Annotated in this window: 15 protein-coding genes; 10 read left to right on the plus strand and 5 right to left on the minus strand. The window is 70.7% G+C overall.

The annotated features are described in order from the left end of the window. Positions 1–86: 86 nt before the first annotated feature. Entirely contained in the window at positions 87–2,432 is a 2,346-nt protein-coding gene (locus tag JIG36_RS18090; RefSeq protein ID WP_203377510.1) for a putative bifunctional diguanylate cyclase/phosphodiesterase, read from the minus strand. Positions 2,433–2,692: 260 nt separating this feature from the next. On the opposite strand from JIG36_RS18090, the gene gatC reads away from it, so the two are divergent. From gatC to gatB, 3 genes are read left to right on the plus strand one after another with little or no spacing between them, the layout of a single operon-like run. After that, positions 2,693–2,992 carry an Asp-tRNA(Asn)/Glu-tRNA(Gln) amidotransferase subunit GatC gene (gene gatC / locus JIG36_RS18095; RefSeq protein WP_184955305.1) on the plus strand — a complete coding sequence of 100 codons (300 nt, stop codon included), beginning with the start codon at positions 2,693–2,695 and terminating at the stop codon, positions 2,990–2,992. A gap of 4 nt (positions 2,993–2,996) precedes the next feature. Beyond that, complete coding sequence (gene gatA / locus JIG36_RS18100) at positions 2,997–4,472, plus strand: Asp-tRNA(Asn)/Glu-tRNA(Gln) amidotransferase subunit GatA (RefSeq protein WP_203377511.1); 1,476 nt, start codon at positions 2,997–2,999, stop codon at positions 4,470–4,472. Continuing rightward, entirely contained in the window at positions 4,469–5,968 is a 1,500-nt protein-coding gene (gatB, locus tag JIG36_RS18105) for an Asp-tRNA(Asn)/Glu-tRNA(Gln) amidotransferase subunit GatB (RefSeq protein WP_203377512.1), read from the plus strand. Before gatA ends, gatB begins: the two co-directional genes overlap by 4 nt. Before the next feature lie 46 nt (positions 5,969–6,014). Here gatB and JIG36_RS18110 read toward each other — a convergent pair whose 3' ends face one another. The 3 genes from JIG36_RS18110 to JIG36_RS18120 all read right to left on the minus strand — a co-directional run bounded on the left by JIG36_RS18110 (position 6,015) and on the right by JIG36_RS18120 (position 9,270). Then, positions 6,015–7,604, minus strand: coding sequence for a metallophosphoesterase family protein (locus tag JIG36_RS18110; protein WP_203377513.1), 1,590 nt, complete (start codon positions 7,602–7,604; stop codon positions 6,015–6,017). Between the two features lie 63 nt (positions 7,605–7,667). After that, complete coding sequence (locus JIG36_RS18115) at positions 7,668–8,843, minus strand: PQQ-dependent sugar dehydrogenase (protein WP_307872779.1); 1,176 nt, start codon at positions 8,841–8,843, stop codon at positions 7,668–7,670. 40 nt (positions 8,844–8,883) lie between these two features. Then, positions 8,884–9,270 (minus strand): PH domain-containing protein, encoded by a 387-nt coding sequence (locus JIG36_RS18120; protein WP_203377514.1) that lies wholly within the window; start codon positions 9,268–9,270, stop codon positions 8,884–8,886. A 41-nt stretch (positions 9,271–9,311) separates the two neighbouring features. Between JIG36_RS18120 and JIG36_RS18125 the strand changes: the two genes are divergently transcribed. The 3 genes from JIG36_RS18125 (at position 9,312) to JIG36_RS18135 (ending at position 13,450) form a co-directional block, all read left to right on the plus strand. After that, positions 9,312–10,397 carry a WD40/YVTN/BNR-like repeat-containing protein gene (locus JIG36_RS18125; RefSeq protein WP_203377515.1) on the plus strand — a complete coding sequence of 362 codons (1,086 nt, stop codon included), beginning with the start codon at positions 9,312–9,314 and terminating at the stop codon, positions 10,395–10,397. After that, the gene (locus tag JIG36_RS18130) at positions 10,397–10,678 is read left to right on the plus strand and encodes a MoaD/ThiS family protein (protein ID WP_203377516.1); all 282 of its coding nucleotides are present in this window, start codon (positions 10,397–10,399) and stop codon (positions 10,676–10,678) included. Before JIG36_RS18125 ends, JIG36_RS18130 begins: the two co-directional genes overlap by 1 nt. Positions 10,679–10,822: 144 nt before the next feature. Beyond that, the gene (locus tag JIG36_RS18135) at positions 10,823–13,450 is read left to right on the plus strand and encodes a putative bifunctional diguanylate cyclase/phosphodiesterase (protein WP_203377517.1); all 2,628 of its coding nucleotides are present in this window, start codon (positions 10,823–10,825) and stop codon (positions 13,448–13,450) included. A 46-nt stretch (positions 13,451–13,496) separates the two neighbouring features. Here JIG36_RS18135 and JIG36_RS18140 read toward each other — a convergent pair whose 3' ends face one another. Beyond that, positions 13,497–14,510, minus strand: coding sequence for a LacI family DNA-binding transcriptional regulator (locus JIG36_RS18140; protein ID WP_203377518.1), 1,014 nt, complete (start codon positions 14,508–14,510; stop codon positions 13,497–13,499). A 325-nt stretch (positions 14,511–14,835) separates the two neighbouring features. Here JIG36_RS18140 and JIG36_RS18145 point away from each other — a divergent pair, with 325 nt between their 5' ends. Genes JIG36_RS18145 through JIG36_RS18160 form a run of 4 tightly spaced genes read left to right on the plus strand, consistent with a single transcriptional unit; the run spans position 14,836 to position 20,492 of the window. Beyond that, positions 14,836–16,122, plus strand: coding sequence for an ABC transporter substrate-binding protein (locus JIG36_RS18145; protein WP_203377519.1), 1,287 nt, complete (start codon positions 14,836–14,838; stop codon positions 16,120–16,122). Positions 16,123–16,180: 58 nt separating this feature from the next. After that, positions 16,181–17,161, plus strand: a complete 981-nt coding sequence (locus JIG36_RS18150) for a carbohydrate ABC transporter permease (RefSeq protein ID WP_203377520.1) — start codon at positions 16,181–16,183, stop codon at positions 17,159–17,161. Continuing rightward, positions 17,158–18,015: a carbohydrate ABC transporter permease gene (locus JIG36_RS18155; protein WP_203377521.1), complete on the plus strand. Its 858-nt coding sequence runs from the start codon at positions 17,158–17,160 to the stop codon at positions 18,013–18,015. Before JIG36_RS18150 ends, JIG36_RS18155 begins: the two co-directional genes overlap by 4 nt. 32 nt (positions 18,016–18,047) lie before the next feature. Continuing rightward, positions 18,048–20,492, plus strand: coding sequence for a glycoside hydrolase family 2 protein (locus tag JIG36_RS18160; protein ID WP_203377522.1), 2,445 nt, complete (start codon positions 18,048–18,050; stop codon positions 20,490–20,492). Positions 20,493–20,541 lie beyond the last annotated feature (49 nt).

Raw genomic sequence — 20,541 nt, forward strand, 5'->3', positions numbered from 1 at the left:
AGAGCTGACCGGCGCTTGAGCTACTGCGTGGCTGGATGCCGTTGAAAGTCGCCGCCGTGGAGGACGCGGAGACCGTGGGCTATTGGCTACTGGGTGGGCTGGGGGACTGTGGGGCGTAGGGGGCGGTAGCGGGCCAGCCAATCGGTCAGGTCGGCGGCCGGCATGGGGCGGGCGTGGAACCAGCCCTGGGCCGCGTGGCAGCCGGCCTCGGCGAGCAATCGCCAGGTGCGCTCGTCCTCTACGCCCTCGGCTACCGCGCGCAGGCCCAGGGCCTCGGCCAGGTCGATCACCGAGCGGACGATGGCGGCGTCGCCGTGGTCGGTGGCCATGCCCAGGACGAAGGAGCGGTCGATCTTCACCTCGGCCAGGGGTAGGCGGCGCAGGTGCTGGAGCGACGAGTAGCCGGTGCCGAAGTCGTCCAGCGAGATGGCGATGCCCATGCGGTCCAGGCGGGTGATCGTGCTGAGCACCCGGTGCGGGTCGGCCATCAGCGCGCTTTCGGTGATCTCCAGTTGGAGCAGGTCGGGTGGGACGTCGTACCGGCTCAGCAGGTCGTCGACCCGATCGGCGATGTCGCCGGCGTGCAGGTCGCGCACGCTCACGTTGACGGCTGCCCGCAGGGGGCGGCCCGCGTCGCGCCACGAGGACAGCTGGGCCACCACGTCGTGCAGCACCCGGCCGGTGAGCAGACGCATCACCGGGGTCGGCTCGGCCACCCGGATCAGCTCCTCGGGACCGACCAGGCCGCGCTCGGGATGCCGCCACCGCAGCAACGCCTCCACCCCGACCACCGCCCCGGTCGCGATGGCGATCTGCGGCTGGTAGAAGAGCATGATCCCGTCCGAAGAGGCGGACGAACCGGAGGAGCCCGAGCCGCGGCCAACCGAGCCGTGCCCGCCGGCGCCGGAGACGTCCGAGCGGGAGCCGCCGGAACCGCGGCCAACCGGGCCGGAGACGCCGGCACCACCGAAATCCGAGCCGGACACGCCAGCGTCGCCGAAACCCGAGCCGGAGCCGCCGGAGACGCCAGAGCCGCCGAAACCCAAGCCGGAGCCGCCGGAGCCGCCGGAGCCGCCGAAACCCAAGCCGGAGCCGCCGGAGCCGCCGGAGCCGCCGGAGCCGCCGCCTGGACCCGAGACGGACGAGTCGTAGGGGGCAGCGCCACAACCCGAACCGGGGCCGCCGCTCAGGGCGTGCCGCAGGTCGGCCAGCAGAGCCAACCGGTCCGGCGTGTGGTGCGGCGCGTCGGGACCGTAGACGGCGACCTGGTCCCCGCGCTGCTTGGCGTCGTACATCGCGGCCTCCGCCTCGCGCAACAGCGTCGCGCCGTCGCCGCCGGGCTCCCGCTGCAGGGCTATCCCGATCGAAGCGGTCACGTCGACCGGCGTGCCGTCGAGGGCGAACGGCCGGTTCACCGCCTCGGCCAGATGATCGGCGATGCGGCGGGCAGTCGCGGGGCCGTCGACCCGGGTGGCCAGCACCGCGAACTCGTCGCCGCCGAGGCGTACCACCAGGTCGTGCGCGGGCACCACCTCGGCCAGCCGCCGCGCGACCTCGACCAGCAGGCGGTCACCGACGCCGTGGCCGAGCGCGTCGTTCACCGTACGGAAGCGGTCGAGGTCGAGAAGCAACAGCGCGAGCCGCCGCCCCTGAGCCTGCGACTGCACCGCCGCGTGCAGAGCGCGCCGGTTGGGCAGGCCGGTCAGCGCGTCCACGCGGGCCGCCCGCTCGAACTCGCCGGACGAGCGGACCATGCGGTGCACGGCGTGCAGGGCGAGCAGCACCAGCGGCACGAAGGCGAGCCCGACCTGGGCGGTGGCCAGCACGACCGGTCCGAGCAGCAGCAACGCGGCCGTGGCGAGCAACTCCACCCCGAAGCGTCGCAGGCGGCGCAAGCGCTGGAGTGCTCCGGGACGGTCGGCCCTCGACCGGGCCACGAGCGCCGCCAAGCCGTAGCGGGCAACGATCCACGCTCCGGCCGCCGCCACCGTGAGCAGCGCGTCACCCCAGTCCAGACCGGGCCCTATGTGCAGCGAGACCAGTTCGACCACCAGTGACGCCGCCCCGAGCGCGACCGCGTGCTGCACGGCCAGGTGCAGTGTGCGCTGACCCGGATGCCGCAGGCGCCACCCGGCCACCGTCACCGCGATCAGCTGGACCGCCAGCGCCGGGCCGTAACCCCAGGCCAGCGCGATGGCGAAGGTGAAGCAGATGGAGGGCAGGATCACCGAGCTCGCGCGCCGGTTGGCCACCACGTACGGCCGCGCGTCGACCACCACGGCCAAAGCGCCCATCATCCAGTACGCGGCCGGCAGCGCGCCGGAATATGCCCACAGGGCCGCATCGATCACCGCCACGAGCAGCCCGGTCACCGCGAAAGCCCGCCGTTGCCGGGCCCTCAGCGCGGGGTCGCGGGGGCGTGCGGCGTCCATGCGACCTCCACCAGGGCCGTCCATGCGACCTCCACCAGGGCCTCGATCAACCGACCGTTCCCACGATAGATCCACATGGGCAATTCACCATGAAACGGCCTCGCTGTTATCAAATCGGCATGAGCCGCTAAACGTGCATTCAACGTAAATTACGCCATCCGAGCGACGTCCGGGTGACCCGGCTGTCCCGGGCGTCGGCGCGGACGAGGGGCGAAATAGACTCGTACGGTCAGCGACTGCATTCGAGAAAGTAGGGCAGGATGGCCGCCATCTCCCGCGAAGAGGTAGCGCATCTCGCGCGCCTGTCGCGGCTCGCCGTGACCGAGGAGGAACTGGACCGGTTCGCGGGGCAGCTCGACGTGATCCTCCAGTCCGTGGCCCGGATCGGTGATGTGGCCGCCGACGACATCCCGCCCACCTCACACTCGGTGCCGCTGACCAACGTGTACCGCGACGACGTTCCGGTCCCGAGCCTCACGCAGGAAGAGGCGCTGTCCGGCGCCCCCGACGCGTACGAGGGCCGGTTCCGGGTTCCGCAGATCCTGGCTGAGGAGGACTGACGCCGTGTCTGACCTGACCAAGATGTCGGCGGCTCAGCTCGCCAAGGCGATCGCGGACAAGGAGGCGTCGGCCGTCGAGGTCGCCACCGCCCACCTCGACCGCATCGACGCCGTCGACGAGCGGGTGCACGCCTTCCTGCACGTCGACCGTGAGGGCGCGCTCGCCGCGGCCGCCAAGGTGGACGCGGGCGAGGTCAGCGGCCCGCTGGCCGGTGTGCCGATCGCTGTCAAGGACGTCATCGCCACCAAGGGCGTGCCCACCACGGCCGCCTCCAAGATCCTCGAGGGCTGGCGCCCGCCGTACGACGCGACGCTCGTCGAGCGGCTGCGCGTGGCCGGCACGGTGATGCTCGGCAAGACCAACATGGACGAGTTCGCGATGGGCTCCTCCACCGAATATTCCGCGTACGGGCCCACGAACAACCCGTGGGATCTCGGCCGCATCCCGGGCGGCTCGGGCGGTGGCAGCGCCGCGGCCCTGGCGGCGTACGAGGCTCCGCTGGCCATCGGCACCGACACGGGTGGCTCGATCCGCCAGCCGGGCGCGGTCACCGGCACGGTCGGGGCCAAGCCGACGTACGGGGGAACCTCCCGCTACGGCCTGATCGCGTTCTCCTCCTCGCTCGACACCCCGGGCCCCTGCGCCCGCAACGTCGAAGACGCGGCCCTGCTGCACTCGGTGATCGCCGGTCACGACCCGCGCGACTCCACCTCGATCGACCAGCCCGTGCCCGACGTGATCGGCGCGGCCCGTCTCGGCGCCGGCGGCGACCTGAGCGGCGTCAAGCTCGGCGTGGTCAAGGAGTTCGCCGGCGACGGTTCCGAGCCCGGTGTGCTGAGCGCGTTCCACGAGTCGCTCGAGGCGCTGGTCAAGCTGGGCGCCGAGATCGTCGAGGTCTCCTGCCCCCACTTCCAGTACGCCCTGCCGGCCTATTACCTGATCGCCCCCAGCGAGGCGTCCTCCAACCTGGCCCGCTTCGACGGTGTGCGCTACGGCCTGCGTACGGGCGACGACGGCAGCCGCTCGCTGGAAGAGGTCATGTCGCTGACCCGCGAGGCCGGGTTCGGCCCCGAGGTCAAGCGGCGCATCATCCTGGGGACGTACGCGTTGTCCAGCGGCTACTACGACGCCTACTACGGCCAGGCCCAGAAGGTCCGCACGCTGATCACGCGCGACTTCGAGGCCGCGTGGCAGAAGGCCGACGTGCTGGTCTCGCCGACCACCCCGTTCGTCGCGTTCCCGTTCGGCTCGCGCACGAGCGACCCCTACCAGATGTATCTGGCCGACCTCTTCACGATCCCGACCAACCTCTACGGCGGTCCCGCGATCTCCGTGCCGTGCGGTCTCTCCGAGGGCCTGCCGGTCGGCTTCCAGGTGATGGCCCCGACGATGGCCGACGACCGCATGTACCGGGTCGCCGCCGCCCTCGAGTCGGCGGTCGGCACCTTGACCCCACCCACGCTGGAGGCATCGGCATGACCACCACTGCGCTGCCCTCGTACGAGGACGCCGTCTCGCGCTACGAGCCGGTCATCGGCCTCGAGACGCACGTCGAGCTGGGCACGGCCACCAAGATGTTCTGCGGCTGCCGCACCGACTTCGGCGCCGAGCCCAACACCCAGGTCTGCCCGGTCTGCCTGGGCCTGCCGGGGGCGCTGCCGGTGGCCAACCGCGCGGGCATCGAGGCGACCATCCGCATCGGCCTGGCGCTCAACTGCGACATCGCCGAGTGGTGCCGCATGGCGCGGAAGAACTACTTCTACCCCGACATGCCGAAGAACTTCCAGACCTCGCAGTACGACGAACCCCTGTGCGTCGACGGCTATGTCGACGTCGAGGTCGGCGGCAAGAGCTACCGCATCGGCATCGAGCGGGTGCACCTCGAGGAAGACACCGGCAAGACCCTGCACGTCGGCGGCGCGACCGGCCGCATCCACGGCGCGACCGAGTCCCTGGTCGACTACAACCGGGCCGGCATCCCGCTGGTCGAGATCGTCACCAAGCCGGTGCCGGGCCTGGGCGCGCTCGCCCCCGAGGTGGCCAAGGCCTATGTCGCCGAGCTGCGCGACATCATCCGCTCGCTCGGCGTCTCCGACGTGCGGATGGAGCAGGGCTCGCTGCGCTGCGACGTGAACACCTCGCTCAACAAGCCCGGCGAGGAGTGGGGCACCCGCACCGAGACCAAGAACGTGAACTCGCTGCGCTCGGTCGAGCGTGCGGTCCGCTCCGAGATCATCCGGCAGTCCGGCCTGCTCGACCAGGGCACCCGCATCTTCCAGGAGACCCGCCACTTCCAGGAGACGACCGGCGACACCCGCTCCGGGCGCTCGAAGGAGACGGCGACCGACTACCGCTACTTCCCCGAGCCCGACCTGGTGCCGATCGCGCCCGACCCGGCCTGGGTCGCCGAGCTCAAGGCCGCCCTGCCCGAGAAGCCGAGCAGCAAGCGGGCCCGGCTCCGCGAGGAGTGGGGGATCAGCGAGACCGACATGGAATCGGTGGCCAACGCCGGCGCGGTCGAGCTGATCGAAGAGACCATCGCCGCCGGGTCCTCGCCCGCCGGTGCGCGCAAGTGGTGGATGGGTGAGCTGGCCCGCCGGGCCAACGAGACCGGTGTCGAGCTTTCCGCCGTGGGCGCCACGCCGGCCCAGGTCGCCGCGCTGCAGAAGCTGGTCGACGAGGGCAAGCTCAACGACAAGCTGGCCCGTCAGGTGCTCGAGGGCGTCGTGGCCGGCGAGGGCGACCCGGCGGCCGTCATGACCGCCCGGGGCCTCGAGGTCGTCTCCGACACGGGCGCGCTGACCAAGGCGGTCGACGACGCGATCGCCGCCAACCCCGACATCGCCGCCAAGATCCGCGACGGCAAGGTGGCGGCGGCGGGTGCGCTGGTCGGCGCGGTCATGAAGACCACGCGCGGGCAGGCCGACGCCAAGACGGTCCGTGACCTGATCCTGGAGCGCCTCGGCGCGAGCTGAGAAACACGGCGCGCGCGGCTGAGAAAGCGGCGCGCGCCGACTCGCGCTATGAGGTCGGCGAGAGCGACGGCGCGGGCGTCTCCTGGACGTCCGCGCCGATCACGTTGCGCTGCATCTCCACGTTGGACTGGCCGGTGCCGCCCAACCGGATGTCGTCGTACGCCTTGAGCTGCCGGTTCTCGTCGAAGTAGAGGACCGACAGGCTCAGCGGCGTCGGCTCCTCCTTCTCGAGCCCGCGCAGCCCGGCCCCGCCGGTCGAGCCCTCGATCATCAGCCGGGTGGCGATCGCCGCCTCGTCGCCGCTACCCGCGGAGGGCGCGGCCGAGGGTGACGCCGACGGCGCCGGAGTCGGGGCCGGCAGCAACTCGACCGAACGCTGGTGCCGATGGCCGGCCAGCACCAGCGGCACCACCCCGGAGAGCGGCTGCGCCATCGCCGGGTCGTGCACCAGCGCGATGTCGACCGGCTTGTCCGACGCGCGGATGGTGTCGGCCAGCTGGGTGCCGGCCCGGAAGAGCGGCGACGCCGAAGGGTCGTCGGCGTCCCCGGCGGCGGGTGTCTCGCTCTTGTCCGGCGTGAACTCCGGGTCGCCGATGCCGCCGATGGTCAGCCCGGCCACCGTGGTGATCTTGTTGTCGAGCACGATCGCGTTGCGCTGGCGGGCCACCGCGGCCTGGATCGACGCCGAGTCGTGGTTGCCCCGCACCCAGATGTACGGCACGCCGATCGACGGGATCGAGGAGGCGTACCCGGTCTCGGCCGTGCTGCCCCAGTCGACCAGGTCGCCCGTGTCGATCACGGCGTCGATGTCGAACGTCTGCACCACGGTGCGGATCAGCCCGTACGCCGCCGGGCTCAGATGCAGGTCGGAGACGTGCAGGATGCGGGTGGTGTTGCCGGCCGGCTCGTAGACGGGCAGCGTCGACACCGTCGTGTAGAGCCGGCTCACGTTGCTGACGATCTGCTGCAGCTGCTCGGAGTATCGCCCGTAGTTGTCGGCGATCCGGCGCGCGTCACCGACCACGGCCGGCGCGTTGACCAGCAGGCCCTCGTAGCGGGGTTCGGCGATCGAGTCGGGGCGCAGGGTGGTGGCCGCGAGCCCGAGGCTGCCACCGGTCACCAGCAGGGCCGTCACCCCCGAGGCGGCGACCCGGCGGACGTTGCGGAAGATCAGGGCGCTGAGCACGAGCGCGCTGATCACGGCGATGCCGAGCGTGCGCACGCCGAGCCGGATCACGCCCTCGCGGACGTCGTCGACCGCGTTCTCACCGGCCCGGCTGATCGCCGCCGGGTCGTCGATCAGGGCCTCGGTGCGGTTCTGGTCGAGCGCGGCCAGGTTGACCTTGAGGTGGATCGGGCCGTCGTGGCTGTCGAGGTGCAGTGAGCCGAGCGGCGGCAGGTCGACCTCGGTGCCGCCGAAGATCGACGGGTTTATCGACATCTCGGCGCGGAACGGCCCCACGTTGACGTCGGCGTGCGCGAACAGCATGGTGCCGACGACGGCGCCGCCCACGCTGATCAGCCCGATCACGGCGCCGATCCGGATCCGCCGGGTCCACCGGCTGCGCCGCACCGCACGCGCCGCCGACACCGCACGCTGCCACTTTGTCGCCTTCGAGGGCGGTTGCTCGGTCATCGTCGGCTCACCTGCCCCGCCCTTCCGCCCGTCAAACCGTGGTCCCTCCCACCGTGGCATCCGTCAGCTGCGGCCGGCGCCACCGTCGGAGAAGACCAGCCGAATGATCCGGTCGTCGTCGGGCGCGGGGTCGCCCTCGTCCTCCTGGTTCGACGTGCCGACCCAGAGCGACCCGTCGGGTGCGGCCACCATGCTGCGCAGCCGGCCGTACTCGCCGGTCAGCACCTCCTGTGGGGCGCCGAGGACGGTGCCGTTGCCGGTCACGTTGAGCAGGTAGGCCCGCTTGCCGAGCAGGCAGGCGGTGGCCACGGTCTGTTCCAGCGTGGCGACGCCGGCGCAGCCCGAGTTGGCGACCGGCCAGCTGAACATCGGATTGGTCAGCTTGGCGTCGCTGCCGGGGCCGTCGGCCTTGGGCCAGCCGTAGTTCTTGCCCTTGGCGATCACGTTGAGCTCGCCCGACTTCTTCTGGCCGCTCTCACTGGCGTACATCCGCTTGGTCTTGTCCCACGCGATGCCCTGCACGTTGTGGTGGCCCGAGCTCCACACCAGGCTGTCTTTCACCGGGTTGCCGGGCGCGGGCTTGCCGGCCGTGGTCATCCGCAGGATCTTGCCGCCGAGACTCTTCGGGTTCTGCGCCTGCGTGCCGGTCGGGGTGCCGTCGCCGGTGCCCGCATAGAGCAGACCGTCGGGCCCGAAGGCGAGCGCGCCGCCGTTGAACTCGGTCGAGCGGGGGATGCCGGTGAGGATCGGCGTCAGCCGCCCGCCCAGCACCAGCTTGCCGACGCGGTTGTCCTTGGCGGTGGAGTAGTAGACGTAGATCGTCTTGTCGGTCTGGTATTTCGGCGAGACCGCCACGCCGAGCAGGCCGCCGTCGCCCGCCGCCTGCACCTCGTTGAGCCGCTGGGCCTCGGTGACGGTCAGGCCCTCGGCGTCGGAGCCGGGGCCGACCTTGAGGATGCGGGCGGTGTCGCGCTCGGTGACCAGGGCCGACCCGTCGGGCAGAAAAGCCATGCCCCAGGGCACGTCGAGGCCCTTGGCGAGCACGGTGACCGCGACCTCCTGGCTGCCCTCACCCTGTTGCGGCGCCCCGTCGGAGGCGTCGGTCGAGGGTTTCGGCAGGTTGGGCGGGGCGCCCTGCTGGTCGGGATCGGGCGGGCCGAAGCTGCACGCCGAGGCGAGACCCAGCACGGCGGCGAGTGCCACCGAGACACCGCGGACCCGGCGGGAACGCACGATCACTCGACCTCCTCGAGACTCGACGCACCCCAGGGTAGCGACGTCAGCTGGGAGGCTGGTCGGAGTGGCCGATCTCCTGACCGCCGGCGGCGAGCACCCGGGGCAGATTGCCGGTCGTGACCGCGGTGAGCCGGATGATGTTGCCGTTGTCGAGCAGCGCCGAGATCTGCCCGCGACGACCGGGCGCCAGCTCGCTGATCCGGTCCCACGGCACCGGGGTGCTGCCGAACAGGGCGCGGACACGCAGCTCGCCCGGGTAGACGTCGGTGCCGGCACGCCAGGCCCAGACGTAGACGGCGGCCGGAATCAGCAGGAGCACGGCGAACCACGGCGATTCGCCGGTGAGCGGGATGCCGCCGACGAACGCGATCGCGGCGGCGACCATGAGGGCGCCGGTTCTGCGGACGCGAAGGAGGGGCTGGGAACGCACGCCGCCATCCTCCCACGCGTCCTCGGCGCATAATCTTGCGCATGACAGTCCTGCTGGCCATCGGTACGCAGAAAGGCCTGTTCCTGGCCTCGAGCGACGACGAACGCCGGACCTGGCAAGTCGGTCCGGCCCATTTCCCTGGCACGGCGATCTATACGGTCGGCGTGGACACCCGCGGCCCCCGCCCACGTCTGCTGGCCGCCGTCGACAACTCCCACTTCGGCCCGAGCATCGCGACCAGCGACGACCTCGGCGAGACCTGGCACGAGCCCGACACCGCCCCGATCGCCTTCCCGGAGGAGGCGGGGGCGGCGGTCGAGCGGGTCTGGCAGATCGTGCCCGGCCACGCCGACGAGCCCGGCGTGGTCTACGCGGGCTCGCAGCCCTCGGCCCTGTTCCGCTCGGCCGACGGCGGTCAGTCGTTCGAGCTGGTGCGTGGCCTGTGGGACCATCCGCACCGCCCGCAGTGGGGCGCCGGCTTCGGCGGTCAGGCGATACATACGATCCTGCCCCACCCCGACGACCCGTCCCGCCTGCTCGTCGCCATGTCGACCGGTGGGGTCTACCGCTCCGAGGACGGCGGCGAGAGCTGGGCCCCGGCCAACCAGGGCATCAAGGCCTACTTCTTCCCCGACCCGTGGCCCGAGTTCGGCCAGTGTGTGCACCGGGTGGCCCGCGACGCCGGCGACCCGGAGCGGCTCTACGCGCAGAACCACCACGGTGTCTACCGTTCGGCCGACGGCGGCGACAGCTGGCAGTCGATCGCGGACACCCTGCCCTCCGACTTCGGCTTCCCGATGGTCACCCACCCGCGCCGCCCGGGCACGGTCTGGAACTTCCCGCTCACCGCCGACAGCGAGCGGCACCCCACCGAGCTGCGGTGCCGGGTCTACCGCTCCACCGACGCCGGCGAGAAGTGGGAGGCGCAGCACCGGGGGCTGCCCGACGGGCCGTACTACCCGGTCGTGCTGCGCGACGCGATGTGCACCGACGACCGGGATCCCGTCGGTGTCTACTTCGGCACGCGGTGCGGCGAGGTCTTCGCCACCAACGACGAGGGCGACACGTGGACGACCGTCGTCTCGCACCTGCCCGACGTGCTCACGGTGCGGGCGGTGGCGGTCTGATGCCGGTGCTGCTGGTTCCGGGGGTGCTGCGGGCCGAGGCGGGCGGCCGGTCGCGGCTCGAGATCGCCGCCGGCGGCACCCTCGGGGCGGTGCTGGCCGAGGTCGGTGAGCGGTGGCCCCGCCTGGCCCGGCGGTTGCGTGACGAGCAGGGTGCCGTCCGCCGTTACGTGAACATCTATGTGGACGGCGAGGACGCCCGGCGCGGCGCGGGCCTCGACACCCCGGTCTCGGCCGGCTCCGAGATCCAGGTGTTGCCCTCGGTCGCGGGCGGCTCCGTTTGACCGAGCCGTGTCCATAGCCGACGATCCGAGCATGCGCAGGTGCACTACCCGGCCGTAACCTGTTCGGGGGACGCTCGTTGTCCGGTGCAGCTTCTCCATCGACCCCCACCCCTGTCCGACGAGCATCACAGAGGATCCGTCGACGTGGCAGCAACGCCCCCCACGCCCGCCGCCCGGCCCCACGGCCGGGCGTGGTTCCTGGGTGTGCCCGTGACGGCGGCCCTCGTGCTGCTGGCGGGTGTGGCCGGGCTGCTGCCGCCGGCGGTCGCCCTGGTCGTCGGGGCTGGTGGCAGTGCGCTGTTGGCGTCCGGCTTCCTCGTGCGGGCCGCGCTTTCCATCCACCACGCCGACCGTACGTTCGTGGCCTGCCGCGGCGCCGGTTTTGTCGGGATGGGAGCGCTCGCGGCCGCCCTCGCGACCCTGGTCACGCTGCTCTCCCCGCCGGGGGCCGCGGTGTGGGCGACCATCGCGTTCGGCCTGGCCGCCGCCTGCTACGCGGTCGGCACGCTGCTGCTGCCGGGCTCGGGCAAAGGCTGGGCCGTCCACTCCCGCCGCGCCTTCGACGGGCTCGGGCTGGGCGTGAGCCTGGCCTTCGCCGGCTATCTGCTCACTCCGGAAACGGCGACACATCCGGGCGGACTCCCGGTGACCCTGATCGGTTCCACCGGCATCGCGATCGTGCTGGTCGCGATGCTGCGCGGCTGGCCGGCCCGCCGCCCGGCGGTGCGCTGCGGGGTCGGGGCGATCCTGGTGCTCTGCGGGCTGGCCGCGATCGCGACGATGCTCACCGCGGGCGCCGGCGGCCCGATGCTGGCCGCCTTCGGGCTGCCGATCGTGCTGGGCCTGGCGCTGACGGCCGAGGGTGGCTCCCGCCGCGACCTGCCCGCCGTGCCGCTAGAGCCGCGCAACCCCGACCAATATCTGGCGAGCTATCCGCTGCTCGCCGTGCCGGCCGCGGTCGGCGTGGTGGCCGCGGTCTGGCACCTGATCGTGGCCCGCGAGTTCGACCCCACCAGCATCATCCTCGGCATCGCCATGGTGGCCGTACTGGCGATGCGCGAGCTTCTGGTCGTGCACGACATCCGGCGGTACGCGGGTCAGCTGCAGACCGCCGAGGCCCACTTCCGTTCCCTGGTCGCCGGCGCCACCGACCTCACCCTCGTGCTCGACGAGAACCTGCGGATCACCTGGCAGTCCCCGGCCGCGTCCCGCCTGTTCGGTCTCGACGACGACGAGGTCGTGGGCCGAGCGTTCCACGAGCTGATCCACCCCGACGACGCCGAGGCGGCGGGCGAGGTGATCGACCTGGTGCTGGCCGGCGAACACGCCGACGGGCCGCCGGCCCTGGTCACCGCCCGCATGCGCGACGGCGCCGAGCTGTGGCGCGACACCGAGTCGACGATCACCGACCAGCGCGGGGTGCCCGAGGTGGCGGCCCTGGTGGTGCACGTGCGCGACATCGGGGAGCGGCGTCACCTCGAGCGGACGCTGCACAAACTCTCCTACACCGACCAGCTGACCGGCCTGGCCAACCGGCGGGCGCTGATGCGTGACCTGCTGGCCTACCGCCGCCGCCCGGGCCGGCAGGGCACGCTGCTGGTGATCGACCTGCACGGCCTGGCCGAGGTCAACGACAGCCGGGGCCGCGAGACCGGCGACGCCGTGCTGATCGAGGTGGGCCGCCGCATCCGCAGCCTGCTCGCCGCCGAGGACGTGCCGGCCCGCCTCGGTGGTGACGAGTTCGCCGTGCTCACGGCCGACGGCGCGGTGCTGGCGTACGCGCTGGCCACCCGCATCGCGACCGTGCTGGCCGAACCGCACCAGCTACCCGGCACGATCGTCGAGGTGCACACCAGTGTCGGCCTGGCCGAGCTGGCCGGCGGCAGCGACTCCGACGAGGTGCTGCGGCACGCCGACCTGGCCCGCCGCCGGGCCCGCCAGCTCGGGCTCGACCGGGTGGAGTGGTACGACCCCGACGTCGAGATGAAGCTCAACCGCCGCATGGACCTCGAGCGCGAGCTGCTGGGCGCGGCCGAGCGGGGCGAGCTCGACCTGGTCTTCCAGCCGGTGGTCGACCTGCGCGACGAGCAGCCGGTCGGCGTCGAGGCGCTGCTGCGGTGGCGTCACCCGCAGCTGGGCACGATCCTGCCGCACGAGCTGCTGCCGATCGCCCGGGCCGTGGGCATCTCGGCCGAGCTCGACGAGTGGGTTCTCGACTCCGCCTGCAAGCATCTGTCGAACTGGGCCGGCGGCGACAACGGGTTCTGGCTGTCGGTCAACGTGTCACCCCGCGAGCTGCTGACCGCCCGCTTCCCCGACCGGGTGGCGACGACCCTCAAACGGTACGGCGTGGCCCCCGAGCGCTTGGTGGTCGAGGTGGCCGAGACGTGGGTCGCCGAGGACGTGCCGGCCATCGTGGCGTCCCTGGCCGGCCTGCGCAAACTCGGTGTCCGGGCCGCCCTGGACGACTTCGGCGCCGGCCAGGCCTCGCTGTCGCACCTGCGCCGCCTGCCGGTCGACATGCTCAAGCTGCACACGTCGCTGTCCAACTCGGGTTCCGAGGCGACGGCCGGCAGCGGCCCGGCGGTGATCGACGTCGTGGTCAGCCTGGGGCGCCGCCTCGGCCTCGAGATCGTCGCCAAGGGGCTGGAGACTCCGGAACAGATCGAGCGGTCGGCCAAGGCCGGCTGCCTCTATGGTCAGGGCTTCGCGCTGGGCCGTCCGGCCCCGGCCGAGCGCATCGAGGCCTACCTGGAGACCCACCGCTCCTAGCGGGGCGGCGGCGAAGGGCCGGGGACGGAACACGCCGAAGCCGGAGCTAACGCGGCGGTGCCGTGCTCCCACGGGGCGTCAGGTGGGCCGTGCCGGCCTCGACGTTGCTGACCTGCTTGCCGTCGATGGCGGCCAGCAGCTCACGGGCGGCGTGGGCGCCGTATTCGGCGATGTCGCGGGAGAGCGCGGTCAGCGGCGGGTGCACGAGGCTGCACAGCGGAGAGTCGTCCCAGGCCACGATGGACAGGTCACCGGGCACGGCCAGCCCCATCTCCTGCGCGACGGCCAGCCCGGCGACGGCCATCACGTCGTTGTCATAGATGATGGCGGTGGGGCGGTCGGCGCCGATCAGGAGCCGGCGCGTCGCCCGGCCGCCCTCTTCGCCGGTGTAGTCCGACGGCACCGTCAGGGCCTCGTTCAGGCCGAGTGAGGCGCAGACGTCGTTGAAGGCCCGGGTGCGCGTCTGGGTGTGCAGCAGACCGGGCAGGCCGCTGACCCGGGCGATCCGCCGATGGCCCAGCGCCACCAGATAGCGCACGGTCTCGGTGATCGCGCCGGCGTCGTCCGACCACACCTGGGCGATCTTGCCGGTGTCACCGGGGCCGCCGATCACGACGGCCGGCAGTTGCAGCTGCTGCAGCACCGGGATGCGGACGTCGTTCTCGCGGAGGTCGGTGACGATCACACCGTCGATGCGGCGCTCGCCCCACCAGCGGCGGTAGACCTCGACCTCCTGCTCGGGGGTGGCCACCACCTGCAAGGTCAGCGCGTAGGACCGGGCGGCCAGCTCGGCCTCGAACCCACTGATCAGGCCCATGAAGAACGGCTCGATGCTCAGGATGCGGGCCGGCCGCGACAGGGTCAGGCCGACGGCCCGCGCGCTCGCTCCGGACAGCGCCCGCGCGGCGCTGTTGGGGTTGAAGCCGATCTCCTGGGCGATGGCGACGATGCGCTGCCGGGTCGCCTCGGAGACGCCGGGCTGGCCGTTCAGCGCGTATGACACCGCGCCCTTCGACACGCCCGCCCGCCGCGCGATGTCGGCGATCGTGGGCCGCTTCACTCGGTCTCCTCTGTTCCTGCCGAGCCTACCGGCGGAGTTTACCGGTGCCGGAATCGGTAGAGCGCTCTCACGCGGAACCACGCCGGGATCGGCGGACGTCGGAGGCGTGTCTTGATCGGTTAAGTGTTGGCCGACACACCGCACTTTGTAAACAGTGATGGGGGCTTAAGTCGGTTTCGCCCCACTTAACGTCCACTGACAACGATGACAGATCACCGATGTAACACGGTATTGACACTCATCGAGTGGCGGCTTAGCGTCTCCACAACTTACCCGGTTCAGTAAGTCGTTCAGTAAGCACAGACTCTCCGGCATGGAGGCACCGATGAGACGGACATGGGGCGCGGTCGCGGCCGGCCTGGCGGCAACCCTGGTCATCGCTGGTTGTAGCGGGCGTGATCTCGAAGGCGACAACAAGAGCAACGGCGCGAGCGGCGAGCAGATCACGCTCAAGGTCGCGTTCTGGGGCGACATGGGCCTCGACAACCTCAAGGCCGAGTACGAGAAGGCCCACCCGAACGTCAAGATCGTGCTGAACACCGGCGAGTTCAACGCCCAGCACGAGGACCTGCAGAAGAAGCTGGTCGCCGGCACCGGCGCCCCGGACATCTCCGCGGTCGACGAGGGCTTCATCGTCCAGTTCCGCAACCAGGCCGACAAGTTCGTCAACCTGCTCGACAAGGGCGCCGGCGACTACGAGTCGAAGTACCTGGACTGGAAGTGGAAGGCGTCCATGTCGGCCGACGGCAAGCAGATCGGCCTCGGCACCGACGTCGGCGGCCTGGCCATGTGCTACCGCTCCGACCTGTTCAAGGCGGCCGGCCTGCCCACCGACCGCGAGGAGGTCTCGAAGCTCTGGAGCAACTGGGACCAGTTCATCGAGGTCGGCAAGAAGTACGTGGCCAAGACCGGCAAGAAGTTCGTCGACTCCGGCACCAACATGTTCAACCCCGTGCTCGCCCAGCAGCCGGTCGGTTTCTACAACGACCAGGAGCAGCTGCAGATGGACGGCGGCCCCAAGGTCGCGTTCGACGTGAGCATGAAGGCGATCGACGCCGGCATCTCGGCCAACCTGGCCAGCTTCCAGCCCAACTGGAACCAGGGCTTCAAGAAGGACCAGTTCGCCGTGCTGGCCTGCCCGGCGTGGATGCTCGGCCACATCCAGGAGACCGCGCCCGACCAGAAGGGCAAGTGGGACATCGCCGCGATCCCGGGCGGCGGCGGCAACTGGGGCGGTTCGTGGTGGACCGTGCCGTCGCAGGGCAAGAACATCGACGCCGCGGTCGACTTCGTGAAGTGGATGGTCCAGCCGGAGCAGCAGATCGAGGTCTTCAAGACGGTCGGCAACCTGCCCTCGCAGCCCGACCTCTACAAGGACCCGGCGGTGTTGGACTACAAGAAGGAGTTCATGAGCAACGCGCCCACCGGCCAGATCTTCGCGGCCACCGCGGCCGGCCTGAAGCCGCAGTACCTGGGCAAGAAGAACGGCCCGACCCGGGTGGCCGTGGAGAACGTGATCACGCGGGTGCAGCAGGGCGGGCTCAAGTCGGATGCGGCCTGGGCCGAGGCGGTCAAGCAGGCCGAGAAGGTCGCCAAGACCGGTAAAGCCTGATCCTTTTTTCGAGAAGCGGGGCGGCCGCCGGCCGCCCCGCTCTTCCCTAGGAGTGGCCGTGTCCCTCACCGAGCTCCGGCCGGCGTCGCATCGCCAAGCCCCGCCGCCGAAGAACGTCAAAACCAGGAGCTGGCTCTACCGGTTCGACAACAAGACCGTCCCGTACATCTTCATCTCGCCGTTCTTCATCCTGTTCGGGATCTTCGGCGTCTTCCCGCTGATCTTCAACGGGGTCGTCGCGCTGCGGAACTGGCGGCTGGACGACCCGACCCTGACCGGCTGGGCCGGCTTCGCGAACTTCTCCCGGCTGCTGTCCGACGAGGACTTCTGGAACGCGCTGGGCAACACGTTCGGCATCTTCATCCTCTCCACCGTCCCGCAGCTGCTGATCGCTCTGATCATCGCGAACCTGCTCAACCGCAAGCTGCGGGGCAACACGTTCTGGCGGATCGGCATCCTGCTCCCGTACCTCACGCCGGTCGTCGCCTCGACCCTGGTCTTCGCGATCTTCTTCGCCCGCGACAACGGCATGGCCAACTGGTTCCTGTCGCTGGTCGGCTTTGGCGAGGAGACCCCGCTGGACTGGCGGGCGCAGAAGTGGAGCGCCTGGATCGCCATCGCCACGATGGTCAACTGGAAGTGGATCGGCTACAACGCGCTGCTCTACCTCTCGGCGATGCAGGCGATCCCGAAAGACGTGTACGAAGCGGCGGCGGTCGACGGGGCCGGGCCGTGGCGGCAGTTGTGGCGGATCACCGTACCCATGATCCAACCGGTCGTGGTGTTCACCGTGATCCTGTCGACCATCGGGGGGCTGCAACTGTTCAACGAGCCGATGATGTTCGACGAGAACCCGCAGTCGGCCAGCGGCGGCTCGGCCCACCAGTTCCAGACCATCGCCCAGCTGATCTACAAGGTCGGCTGGAAGGACCTCGACCTCGGGTACGCGGCCGCCATGTCGTGGGCGCTGTTCCTGATCATTCTCATCGTCGCCGGCATCAACACCCTGCTCACCCGGCGCATCGGAGGTGACCGATGACCAGGACGTACGTCAATCGCGCGCCGCAGGACACCCGGGGGAGCTGGCTCACGTACGTCAGCCTCGGGGTCGTCCTGCTGTTCTCGGCCTTCCCGGTCTACTGGATGTTCGTCATCTCGACGAGCACCGACGAGGCCGTGGCCCAGATCCCGCCGTCGGTCATCCCGGGCGCGGAGTTCCTCACCAACGCCAGCGAGGTCTTCACGCTCAACGAGGTCTTCTTCGCGGCCTCACTGATCAACAGCGTCCTGGTGTCGGCCGTCATCACCCTCTCCACGCTGTTCTTCTGCTCGCTGGCCGGCTTCGCGTTCGCCAAACTGCGGTTCCGGGGCCGCAACGCGCTGCTGGTGGTGGTCGTGCTGACCCTGACCGTGCCGAGCCAGCTCGGCATCGTCGCGCTCTACATCGTGATGGGCAAGCTGGGCTGGAACGGCACCCTGCTCGCGGTCATCGCCCCCGGCCTGGTCAGCGCGTTCGGTGTCTTCTACATGCGGCAGTTCATCGCTCACGCCGTACCGGATGAACTGGTGGAATCGGCCCGTATCGACGGCGCGCTGAACATGCGGGTCTACTGGAACATCGTGCTGCCGGCGATCCGGCCGGCGCTCGCCGTGCTGGGCCTGCTCACTTTTGTCATGGCCTGGAACGACTTCCAGTGGCCGCTGATCCAGCTCAACGGCACCGACTTCCCGACCTCGATGGTCGCCCTGTCCGACCTGGCCAGCGGCAACTACGTGATCTACCGGCGGGTGCTGGCGGGTGCGTTCATCGCCACAGTTCCGCTGATCGTCCTGCTGTTGATCGGCGGACGGCAGATCGTCCGGGGGATCATGGAAGGCGCCGTCAAGTCCTGACCGCCCGCCCGGGCCCGCGCAGAAGGAGAACCGTGACCTCGTACCGACCCCTGCACGAAGGCTGGACCCTCACCGGAGGCGACATTTCCGGTGTTCCGGCCACCGTGCCCGGATGCGTGCACACCGACCTGCTGCGGGCCGGGCGGATCGACGATCCGTACCTGGACGCCAACGAGACGAAACTGGCCTGGATCGGGCGCACCGACTGGGAGTACACGACGTCGTTCGTGGCCACCCCCGGCGGTCGTACGGACCTGGTCTGCGCCGGCCTCGACACGGTGGCGGCGATCGAACTGAACGGGTCGGTCGTCGGCGCGACGGCCAACATGCACCGCGGCTACCGCTTCGACGTCAGCCCCCTGCTGCGCGACGGCGACAACGAGATCAAAGTCAAGTTCAGCAGTGCCTACGCGTACGCCGAGGGGCAGCGCGACCGGCTGGGGGCCCGTCCCAACGCGTACGAGGAACCTTTCAACTTCATCCGCAAGCAGGCCTGCAACTTCGGGTGGGACTGGGGGCCGACGCTGGTCACGGCGGGCATCTGGCAGCCGATCGGGCTCGAGACGTGGCGGACCGCCCGCCTGGCCGAGGTGCGCCCGCAGGTGACCGTGGCCGGCGGCGTGGGCCGGGTCGAGCTGCGCGTGCGCCTCGACCGGCTCGAGGACACCCCGGTCAAGATCACGGCGACCATCGGCGGCCGCACGGCCCAGGCCACGGTCGACGGCATCGAGGCCCTGCTGATCCTCACCGTCGACGACCCCGACCTGTGGTGGCCGCGCGGCTACGGTTCTCCTTCCCTGTACGACCTCGACGTCGTGCTGTCGGATGCGTCGGGGGAGCGGCTGGACGGCTGGTCGCGTCGCATCGGCTTCCGGGATGTGCGGGTCGACACGACCGACGGCGGGTTCACCGTCGTGATCAATGACGTGCCGGTGTTCGTCCGGGGAGTCAACTGGATCCCGGACGACGTGTTCGCCGACCGCATCACGCGGGACCGGCTCGCCACCCGCTTCCGGCAGGCGGCCGACGCAGGAGTCAACTACCTGCGGATCTGGGGCGGCGGCCGGTACGAGTCGGAGGACTTCTACGAGCTCGCCGACGAGATGGGATTCCTGGTCGGGCAGGACTTCCTGTTCGCCTGCGCCGCCTACCCCGAGGAGGAGCCGTTCCGCTCCGAGATCGAGGCCGAGGCCCGCGAGAACGTCGTCCGGCTGGCGTCGCACCCCAGCCTGATCATGTGGACCGGCAACAACGAGAACCTGTGGGGCCACGAGGACTGGGACTGGAAGCCCGCCCTGAACGGCCGCACGTGGGGCGCCGGCTTCTACTACGAGCTGCTGCCCCGCGTCGTCGGCGAGCTCGACCCGTCCCGGTTCTACTGGCCGGGCAGCCCGTACTCGGGGAGCCCCGACCGCTATCCGAACGACCCCGCCTTCGGCACCACGCACATCTGGGACGTCTGGAACACCGACGACTACACCAAGTACGGCGCCTACCGCCCGCGCTTCGTCGCCGAGTTCGGCTTTCAAGCCCCGCCGACCTTCTCGACACTGCGACGCTCCATCTCGGACACCGAGCTGGCCCCTGACTCGCCCGGCATGGCCCACCACCAGAAGGCCGTCGGCGGCGACCAGAAGCTCGAACGCGGCCTGGCCAACCACCTCCCGGCCCCGCGGGACTTCGACGACTGGCACTTCCTGACCCAGCTCAACCAGGCCCGCGCGCTGGCCTTCGGCATCGAGCACTTCCGGTCGCTGAGCCCGTTGTGCGCGGGCACGATCATGTGGCAGCTCAACGACTGCTGGCCGGTCACGTCGTGGGCGGCGGTCGACGGCGACGGCCGTAAGAAGCCGCTCTGGTACGCGATGCGCGACGCTTACGCGGACCGACTGCTCACGTTCCAGCCCCGTACGGGAAAGCCTCTGACCACCGGAGGCCCGCTCACCGACATCGAGCCCGGCTCGGTCGTCACGCCCGACGGAGCCCCCGCCCTGGTCGCGGTCAACGACGGGCGCGCCTCCTGGGCTCTGGAAACCACCGTGACCCGCCGCAACCTCGCCGGCGAGGTGCTGGCCTCGGTCGCCCTGACCGCGACCGTCGAACCGGGCCGGGCCGTCACCCTGACCCTGCCGGACGACGTCGCCACGCCCGCCGATCCGCGCACCGAACTGCTGGTCACCGACACCGGCACCACGTGGTTCTGGGTGTCCGACAAGGACATCGAGTGGCCCGCGGCCGACTTCACCGCCACCGTCGACGGCACCTCCGTGACTGTGCATGCCACGACGATCCTGCGGTCTCTGACCCTGTTCCCCGACCGCTTGTCGCCGGAGGCCGAAACCGACCGCGCCGCAGTGACCGTCCTGCCCGGCGAATCCGTCACGTTCACCATCCACTCACCCGAACCCCTCGACCCGAAGGCCCTGACCAGTCACCCGGTGCTCCGATGCGTGAACGATATGAAGTCGCCGGGTTGATCGCTTGGGGCCTGTGGACAGCGCGGAATTGTGGATAACCCGTCCCGCC

This window comes from Paractinoplanes ovalisporus (assembly GCF_016834655.1).
In the GTDB taxonomy this organism is placed as follows: domain Bacteria; phylum Actinomycetota; class Actinomycetes; order Mycobacteriales; family Micromonosporaceae; genus Actinoplanes; species Actinoplanes ovalisporus.

What these genes read in the sequence shown, in the direction of transcription:
- JIG36_RS18090 (WP_203377510.1), bottom strand. Translation starts at nt 2,432, where the DNA reads ATGGACGCCGCACGCCCCCGCGACCCCGCGCTGAGGGCCCGGCAACGG.
- gatC (WP_184955305.1), top strand. Translation starts at nt 2,693, where the DNA reads ATGGCCGCCATCTCCCGCGAAGAGGTAGCGCATCTCGCGCGCCTGTCG.
- gatB (WP_203377512.1), top strand. Translation starts at nt 4,469, where the DNA reads ATGACCACCACTGCGCTGCCCTCGTACGAGGACGCCGTCTCGCGCTAC.
- JIG36_RS18110 (WP_203377513.1), bottom strand. Translation starts at nt 7,604, where the DNA reads ATGACCGAGCAACCGCCCTCGAAGGCGACAAAGTGGCAGCGTGCGGTG.
- JIG36_RS18125 (WP_203377515.1), top strand. Translation starts at nt 9,312, where the DNA reads ATGACAGTCCTGCTGGCCATCGGTACGCAGAAAGGCCTGTTCCTGGCC.
- JIG36_RS18130 (WP_203377516.1), top strand. Translation starts at nt 10,397, where the DNA reads ATGCCGGTGCTGCTGGTTCCGGGGGTGCTGCGGGCCGAGGCGGGCGGC.
- JIG36_RS18145 (WP_203377519.1), top strand. Translation starts at nt 14,836, where the DNA reads ATGAGACGGACATGGGGCGCGGTCGCGGCCGGCCTGGCGGCAACCCTG.
- JIG36_RS18155 (WP_203377521.1), top strand. Translation starts at nt 17,158, where the DNA reads ATGACCAGGACGTACGTCAATCGCGCGCCGCAGGACACCCGGGGGAGC.